Source organism: Janthinobacterium sp. JC611 (assembly GCF_018682595.1).
GTDB lineage: Bacteria > Pseudomonadota > Gammaproteobacteria > Burkholderiales > Burkholderiaceae_D > Janthinobacterium.
Window position 1 is genome coordinate 350,547 of record NZ_JAFLJN010000020.1, and the last position, 7,262, is coordinate 357,808.

Sequence of the window (7,262 nt, forward strand, 5' to 3'; positions counted from 1 at the left end):
TTGATCGGAGCGAAAATTGGCGACTAATCCACAACTTGCTAAAAGTGCAGCGGCCGGTTTCCCTTGGGGACGGCTCTGGTTTTTGCTTGGCGCATTGGTGGTTTATCGTATCGGTGCTCACGTCCCGGTTCCCGGGATTGACCCGACACAATTAGCCTCGCTGTTCAAGGAGCACGAAGGCGGCGTCCTGGGCATGTTCAACATGTTCTCGGGCGGTGCCTTGTCTCGTTTTACAGTGTTTGCGCTGGGTATCATGCCTTATATCTCGGCCTCGATCATCATGCAATTGCTGTCGATCGTGTCACCGCAGATGGAAGCGTTGAAAAAAGAAGGCGAAGCAGGTCGTCGCAAGATCACCCAGTACACCCGGTATTTCACGGTTGCCCTGGCACTGTTCCAAGCGTTGGGCATTGCAGTCGCACTGGAGTCGCAAGCTGGTCTGGTGTTGGAACCTGGTCTTGCATTCCGCTTCGTGACGGTCGTCACTTTGTTGACCGGAACAATGTTTTTGATGTGGTTGGGTGAGCAAATTACCGAGCGTGGTTTGGGTAATGGCATCTCGATCATCATTTTTGCCGGGATTGCAGCAGGTCTGCCGTCGGCGCTGGGTGGCTTGTTCACTCAGGTGTCGAATGGTTCGATCGGCAGCTTCAGCGCGATTTTCATCGTGATCCTGGTAGCACTGGTGACGTACTTCGTCGTATTCGTCGAACGTGGTCAGCGCAAAATATTGGTCAATTACGCGAAGCGCCAGGTAGGCAACAAGATTTATGGCGGTCAAACCAGCCATTTGCCGTTGAAGCTGAACATGGCCGGCGTGATCCCGCCGATCTTTGCTTCTTCGATCATCTTGTTTCCGGCCACTATCGTGGACTGGTTTTCAAAGGGCGCCGACAACGCTAACCCTGCGGTGCGGTTCTTGAAAGATTTGGCAGCATCGATGGGGCCTGGTGAGCCTATCCATGCGCTGTTGTACGCAGTGGCGATCGTGTTTTTCTGTTTCTTCTATACAGCGCTGGTCTTTAACAGCAAGGAAACAGCGGATAACTTGAAGAAAAGCGGTGCGTTCATCCCCGGGATCCGTCCAGGCGAGCAGACAGCCCGTTACATCGACAAGATCCTGACACGCTTGACACTTGCCGGCGCAGTCTACATCACCCTGGTGTGTTTATTGCCGGAATTTATGCAAGCCCAGTGGAAAGTACCATTCTATTTCGGCGGTACTTCTTTATTGATTATTGTAGTTGTCACCATGGATTTCATGGCGCAAGTACAGAACTACGTGATGTCGCAGCAATATGATTCGCTGCTGCGCAAAGCAAATTTCAAGGGCGGAATTCCGACGCGTTAAGCGCGGTAAACATACCGAATGGCAAAAGACGACGTCATACAGATGCAGGGCGAGATTCTTGAGAATCTCCCAAATGCAACATTTCGAGTGAAGCTGGAGAACGGACACGTGGTGCTCGGGCATATTTCAGGTAAAATGCGGATGAACTATATTCGCATTCTCCCTGGAGACAAGGTGACGGTGGAGTTGACGCCGTACGACCTGAGCCGAGCCCGCATTGTGTTCCGTACCAAGTAACACACTGAATCAAACCAAAGAAGCGAAAGAAAGAGCCCAAAAATGAAAGTTCTCGCATCAGTCAAGCGGATCTGCCGCAACTGCAAGATCATCAAGCGCAAAGGCGTAGTCCGCGTAATCTGCGTGGAACCACGTCACAAGCAGCGTCAAGGTTAATCGAGGAATAACAAATGGCACGTATTGCAGGGGTTAATATCCCAAATCATCAGCATACCGTTATCGGCCTGACGGCCATCTACGGTGTGGGCCGTCCACGCGCAGAGAAAATCTGTGCATCGACCGGTGTAGCAACCAACAAAAAGATCAAAGATCTGGATGACAGCGAACTGGAAAAACTGCGCGATGAAGTAGGTAAATTCATCGTCGAAGGCGATCTGCGTCGTGAACTGTCCATGAACATCAAGCGTTTGATGGATCTGGGTTGCTACCGCGGCATGCGTCATCGTAAGGGTCTGCCTTGCCGTGGCCAGCGTACGCGTACGAACGCACGTACCCGCAAGGGACCGCGTAAAGCCGCTCAATCGCTGAAAAAATAATCCGCTAGGGAATAATTATGGCTAAGTCGCAAAATAACGCCGCATCAGCACGCGTGCGTAAAAAAGTTAAAAAGAACGTCGCTGAAGGCATCGCACATGTCCACGCTTCGTTCAATAACACCATCATTACCATCACCGATCGTCAAGGCAATGCCTTGTCGTGGGCTACCTCCGGCGGTGCAGGCTTCAAGGGTTCGCGTAAATCGACCCCATTCGCAGCGCAGGTCGCCGCGGAAGCCGCTGGTAAAGTGGCTGTTGAGTGTGGCGTAAAGAACCTGGAAGTACGTATCAAGGGCCCAGGTCCTGGTCGTGAATCCGCCGTTCGCGCGCTGAACAACCTGGGCATCAAGATCACCGAGATCCAGGACGTGACGCCGGTACCGCACAACGGTTGCCGTCCACCGAAACGTCGTCGTATCTAAGATAGTGTTGCAGAGGGCGCTTCGGCGCCAGCTGCTTTGCTGTCTGTTGTAACTCAGTACAGTTGTGTGAAAACGCTGGAGCAGGGGGCCGGAAACGGTTATACTGCCCGGCTGTTCTTGCCTGTCAAATTCTGTTTGACGGGTTTTTCGTTTTCAGCCACCGTCTGATTGAAACCAAATCAGACTAGCGCCTAACCGCATCAGTGTGTTTGATCATGCATGTGGCTGGGGCGTTATCATTTAAAAAAAGGAAGTATCGTGGCACGTTATATCGGACCTAAAGCAAAACTTTCCCGCCGTGAAGGTACAGACCTGTTCCTGAAGAGCGCACGTCGCTCGCTGGACAGCAAGTGCAAACTGGACGTCAAGCCAGGCCAGCACGGTGTCAAATCCGGCGCCCGCACCTCGGACTACGGTAACCAACTGCGCGAAAAGCAAAAAGTCAAGCGCATGTACGGCGTGCTGGAACGTCAATTCCGCCGCTACTTCGCTGAAGCAGACCGTCGTAAAGGCAACACCGGCGAAACGCTGTTGAAGTTGCTGGAAACGCGTCTGGACAACGTTTGCTACCGCATGGGCTTTGGCTCGACCCGCGCTGAAGCGCGTCAATTGGTCAGCCACAAAGCGTTCACCGTGAACGGTATCGTTGTGAACATCGCTTCGTACGCGGTCAAAGTTGGCGACATCATCGCTGTTCGTGAAAAATCGAAAAAGCAAGTGCGTATCGTTGAAGCACTGTCGCTGGCTGAACAAGTTGGCATGCCTAGCTGGGTTTCGGTTGATGCCAAGAAAATGGAAGGTACCTTCAAGTCCCTGCCAGAGCGTAACGAAATTGCTAACGACGTCAACGAATCGCTGATCGTCGAGCTGTACTCGCGTTAATAGTAGTCAGTAGCAAGATTCCCGCCCACTTTGCAATTTGTAAAGTGGGCGTTTCACTAATGCCATCAGCCTTATCGGTGTAATGAGCCGAGGGTATTGAAAAGGACATTTCATGCAAAACAGTTTGTTGAAGCCACGTATTATCGATGTTGAAGCTCTCGGTGCAGGTCACGCCAAGGTCGTGATGGAACCGTTCGAGCGCGGCTATGGCCACACATTGGGTAACGCGTTGCGCCGCGTTCTGCTGTCGTCGATGGTGGGCTACGCGCCGACCGAAGTGACGATCGCTGGCGTCGTCCACGAATATTCCTCCCTCGATGGCGTGCAAGAAGACGTCGTCGATCTGTTGCTGAACTTGAAGGGTGTGGTTTTCAAAGTCCACAACCGCGATTCGGTAACCCTGACCCTGAAAAAAGAAGGCGAAGGCGCGATCCTGGCCTCCGACATCGACCTGCCGCATGACGTCGAACTGATCAACCCTGACCACGTGATCGCCCACCTGACCGCCGGTGGCAAGCTGGACATGCAGATTAAGGTTGAAAAAGGCCGCGGCTACGTTCCTGGTAACGTGCGTCGCCTGTCGGAAGACACGAACAAGACCATCGGCCGCATCATCCTCGATGCGTCGTTCTCGCCAGTGCGCCGCGTATCGTACTTCGTTGAATCGGCCCGCGTCGAACAGCGTACCGACCTGGACAAGCTGATCATCAACATCGAAACCAACGGCGTGATCTCGCCGGAAGAAGCGATCCGCCAGTCGGCCCGCGTCCTGGTGGACCAGTTGAATGTGTTCGCCGCCCTGGAAGGCACGGAAGCTGCCGCCGAAGCGCCATCGCGCGCTCCGCTGGTCGATCCTATCCTGTTGCGTCCAGTCGACGACCTGGAGTTGACCGTGCGTTCGGCAAACTGCCTGAAAGCGGAAAACATCTACTACATCGGCGACCTGATCCAACGTTCGGAAAACGAACTGCTGAAAACGCCAAACCTGGGCCGCAAGTCCCTGAACGAAATCAAGGAAGTGCTGGCATCGCGCGGCTTGACCTTGGGCATGAAGCTGGAAAACTGGCCGCCTGCCGGCCTGGAAAAGTAATTCGTAGTTGTAGCAAACTGCCTGGGACAGGTGTCCCAGGCTTTTATTTTGTAGCACCAAACCGGCCCGCGATGAAGCTTTTGCCTCATTGATCGAAGAGCTGGAATTTAAACACTCACCGAAAGGATTTATCATGCGTCACGGTCACGGCCTCCGTAAACTGAATCGTACCTCGTCCCACCGTCTGGCAATGCTGCGCAACATGACAGTATCGCTGCTGCGTCACGAAGCGATCAAAACCACCCTGCCAAAAGCAAAAGAACTGCGCCGCGTTGTCGAGCCAATTCTGACCCTGGGCAAAACCGACTCCCTGGCAAACAAGCGTCTGGCTTTCAACCGCCTGCGCGACCGTGAAATGGTCGTCAAGCTGTTCGCTGAACTGGGCCCACGTTTCGCCAACCGTAACGGTGGTTATGTGCGTATCCTGAAAATGGGTTTCCGCGTCGGCGATAACGCTCCTATGGCGTTCGTTGAACTGATGGATCGTCCAGATACGACCGAAGCAGTTGAAGTTGCTGGCGAGTAATCCCAGTAATCGCATCTAAGAAAGCCAGGCCTAGCCTGGCTTTTTTGTTTTCTGCTGCAGCTATCCTTGCTGCGGTGTACTATTCTTCTTTCGCGCCGGCCCTGCAGCCACTGCACGCCCCGCGCGTCCTCTGTCGAATGGTTGAAAAGGTAGTTCATGTCCCGTTTCCCCTCCAGCGCCACCGCGCGCGCCGCCCCACTGCATTCACTGCTGATCTGGTTTGCCACCTGTTTGTTGCTGGCCATGGCCATCTTTGGCGCCAGCCAAGCCCGCGCCGACGATGAATTCCTCGATCCCGAACTGGCGTTCAAGTTTTCCGCGCGCATGCAGGACCCGTCCACCATCGCCGTCACCTACGTGATCGCCGACGGCTACTATATGTACCACGAGCGCTTCAAGTTCGAGGCCGTGGGCGCCAGGCTGGGCACGCCCGTGTATCCGGCTGGCAAGGTCAAGTTTGACGACACCTTCCAGAAGAATGTGGAAACCTTCCGCAAGACGCTGACCATCACGATTCCCGTGGAAGCGGCCGGCGCGTTCACCCTGAAGGCGACGGGCCAGGGCTGCTCCGACAAGGGCCTGTGCTATGCGCCGCAGGACGCGACGGCCCAGCTGGTGGGCGCTGGCGGGGGCCAGAGCATGGCGCCAGGCGCCGGCCTGCCGTCGAAATTCGCCCTGCCGGCTGCGCCCGCAGTCGACACGGCGGCCGTCAACGGCCCGCAGGCGCAGGCGTCGCCTGGCGTGTCCGTGATGAGCATTCCCCAGGCCGATATCACCAGCACGCCCGAGCTGGTCGCGGCAGCGCCCGCGCCCGCAGCGGCCAGCGCCGCCCCCGCGCAAAGCGAGACGGGCAAGATCGAAGCGGCGCTGAAGGGCGGCAAGCTGCTCGTCATCGTGCCGCTGTTCATGCTGCTGGGCCTGGGCCTGGCATTTACGCCGTGCGTGCTGCCGATGGTGCCGATTTTGTCGTCGATCATCATCGGCGATGGCGCCAAGGTGAGCCGCTCGCGCGGCTTGCTGCTGTCGCTGACCTACGCGCTGGGCATGGCCATCGTCTACACGGCGCTGGGCGTGGCGGCCGGCCTGGCGGGCGAAGGCCTGGCGGCCCAGCTGCAAAACCCGTGGGTGCTGGGCTTCTTTGCCTTGCTGATGGCGGGCCTGGCGCTGTCGATGTTCGGTTTCTATGAATTGCAGGTGCCGGCTTTCCTGCAAGGCAAGCTGACGTCCGTATCGAACCAGCAATCGTCGGGCCGCCTGGCAGGCGTGTTCATCATGGGCGCCATTTCCGCCCTGATCGTGGGGCCCTGCGTGGCCGCGCCGCTGGCCGGCGCCTTGCTGTACATCAGCCAGACGCGCGACGTCGTCATCGGCGGCAGCGCCCTGTTCGCCATGGCCGTGGGCATGAGCGTGCCCTTGCTGCTGGTGGGCGTCTCGGCCGGCACCTTGCTGCCGCGCGCCGGCGCCTGGATGGACGCCGTCAAGCGCTTCTTTGGCGTGCTGCAGCTGGGCGTGGCCTGGTGGCTGGTCTCGCCCGTGCTGCCGGGCGCCGTGCAGATGCTGGGCTGGACGGTGCTGTTCGTCGGCTACGGCATGTATCTGCTGGTGGGCAGGAGCGGTGCGCAGAACGCGTGGATCGCCAAGGCCTTCGGCCTCGTCTTTGCCGTGCTGGGTGCGATGCAACTGGTCGGCGTGGCCAGCGGTGGCCGCGACCCGCTGGCGCCGCTGGCGCACCTGGGCGGTGGCCAGGTGCACGCGCAACCGTTTACGCGCGTAAAAACCGTGGCGCAGCTCGACGCGGCGCTGGCGCAGTTGAATGGCAAGCCGGCCTTGCTGGACTTTTATGCGGACTGGTGCGTGTCGTGCATCGAGATGGAAAAGCTGACCTTTGTCGATCCCGCCGTGCGCGAGAAGATGGGGCACGCCGTGCTGCTGCAGGTGGACGTGACGGCCAATGATGCGGACGACAAGGCCATGCTGAAGCGCTTCCAGCTGTTCGGCCCGCCTGGCATCATCATGTTCAACCCGCAGGGGCAGGAAATCGCCCAGTCGCGCGTGATCGGCTTCCAGAACGCGGCCACCTTCCTGGCTTCCTTGCGCAAGCTCGACGGACAGTAAGCGGTCACTTGTCTCGTCAATAAGAAAAAGCCTGCATCGCAGTAATGCCGTTCAGTTAAGCAGGTTTTCGTAGAATGCGCGTGGCATAGCGCTTTGGTTTTGC

At 57.1% G+C, this 7,262-nt stretch carries 9 protein-coding genes; all 9 read left to right on the forward strand.

All coding sequences use genetic code 11. From position 1 onward, the window contains the following. The first annotated feature begins 16 nt into the window (after positions 1 to 16). The 9 genes from secY to dsbD all read left to right on the forward strand — a co-directional run bounded on the left by secY (position 17) and on the right by dsbD (position 7,159). Entirely contained in the window at positions 17 to 1,351 is a 1,335-nt protein-coding gene (secY, locus tag J0O65_RS14250; protein ID WP_010394438.1) for a preprotein translocase subunit SecY, read from the forward strand. Positions 1,352 to 1,369: 18 nt separating this feature from the next. After that, positions 1,370 to 1,588, forward strand: coding sequence for a translation initiation factor IF-1 (gene infA / locus J0O65_RS14255; protein ID WP_005663428.1), 219 nt, complete (start codon positions 1,370 to 1,372; stop codon positions 1,586 to 1,588). A 42-nt stretch (positions 1,589 to 1,630) separates the two neighbouring features. Next, entirely contained in the window at positions 1,631 to 1,744 is a 114-nt protein-coding gene (gene rpmJ / locus J0O65_RS14260) for a 50S ribosomal protein L36 (protein WP_010394471.1), read from the forward strand. Between the two features lie 14 nt (positions 1,745 to 1,758). Next, positions 1,759 to 2,124, forward strand: coding sequence for a 30S ribosomal protein S13 (gene rpsM / locus J0O65_RS14265; RefSeq protein WP_046681666.1), 366 nt, complete (start codon positions 1,759 to 1,761; stop codon positions 2,122 to 2,124). A 17-nt stretch (positions 2,125 to 2,141) separates the two neighbouring features. Continuing rightward, a complete protein-coding gene (gene rpsK, locus J0O65_RS14270; RefSeq protein ID WP_010394475.1) occupies positions 2,142 to 2,546 on the forward strand; it encodes a 30S ribosomal protein S11 in 405 nt (134 codons plus the stop codon). A 258-nt stretch (positions 2,547 to 2,804) separates the two neighbouring features. Then, positions 2,805 to 3,428, forward strand: a complete 624-nt coding sequence (rpsD, locus tag J0O65_RS14275; RefSeq protein ID WP_071325659.1) for a 30S ribosomal protein S4 — start codon at positions 2,805 to 2,807, stop codon at positions 3,426 to 3,428. A 112-nt stretch (positions 3,429 to 3,540) separates the two neighbouring features. Continuing rightward, complete coding sequence (locus J0O65_RS14280; RefSeq protein WP_008444343.1) at positions 3,541 to 4,518, forward strand: DNA-directed RNA polymerase subunit alpha; 978 nt, start codon at positions 3,541 to 3,543, stop codon at positions 4,516 to 4,518. A 133-nt stretch (positions 4,519 to 4,651) separates the two neighbouring features. Continuing rightward, positions 4,652 to 5,044 carry a 50S ribosomal protein L17 gene (gene rplQ / locus J0O65_RS14285; RefSeq protein ID WP_034753219.1) on the forward strand — a complete coding sequence of 131 codons (393 nt, stop codon included), beginning with the start codon at positions 4,652 to 4,654 and terminating at the stop codon, positions 5,042 to 5,044. 156 nt (positions 5,045 to 5,200) lie between these two features. Beyond that, a complete protein-coding gene (gene dsbD / locus J0O65_RS14290; protein ID WP_215407632.1) occupies positions 5,201 to 7,159 on the forward strand; it encodes a protein-disulfide reductase DsbD in 1,959 nt (652 codons plus the stop codon). Positions 7,160 to 7,262 lie beyond the last annotated feature (103 nt).

What these genes read in the sequence shown, in the direction of transcription:
- rpsM (WP_046681666.1), top strand. Translation starts at nt 1,759, where the DNA reads ATGGCACGTATTGCAGGGGTTAATATCCCAAATCATCAGCATACCGTT.
- infA (WP_005663428.1), top strand. Translation starts at nt 1,370, where the DNA reads ATGGCAAAAGACGACGTCATACAGATGCAGGGCGAGATTCTTGAGAAT.
- rplQ (WP_034753219.1), top strand. Translation starts at nt 4,652, where the DNA reads ATGCGTCACGGTCACGGCCTCCGTAAACTGAATCGTACCTCGTCCCAC.
- dsbD (WP_215407632.1), top strand. Translation starts at nt 5,201, where the DNA reads ATGTCCCGTTTCCCCTCCAGCGCCACCGCGCGCGCCGCCCCACTGCAT.
- rpsK (WP_010394475.1), top strand. Translation starts at nt 2,142, where the DNA reads ATGGCTAAGTCGCAAAATAACGCCGCATCAGCACGCGTGCGTAAAAAA.
- rpmJ (WP_010394471.1), top strand. Translation starts at nt 1,631, where the DNA reads ATGAAAGTTCTCGCATCAGTCAAGCGGATCTGCCGCAACTGCAAGATC.
- J0O65_RS14280 (WP_008444343.1), top strand. Translation starts at nt 3,541, where the DNA reads ATGCAAAACAGTTTGTTGAAGCCACGTATTATCGATGTTGAAGCTCTC.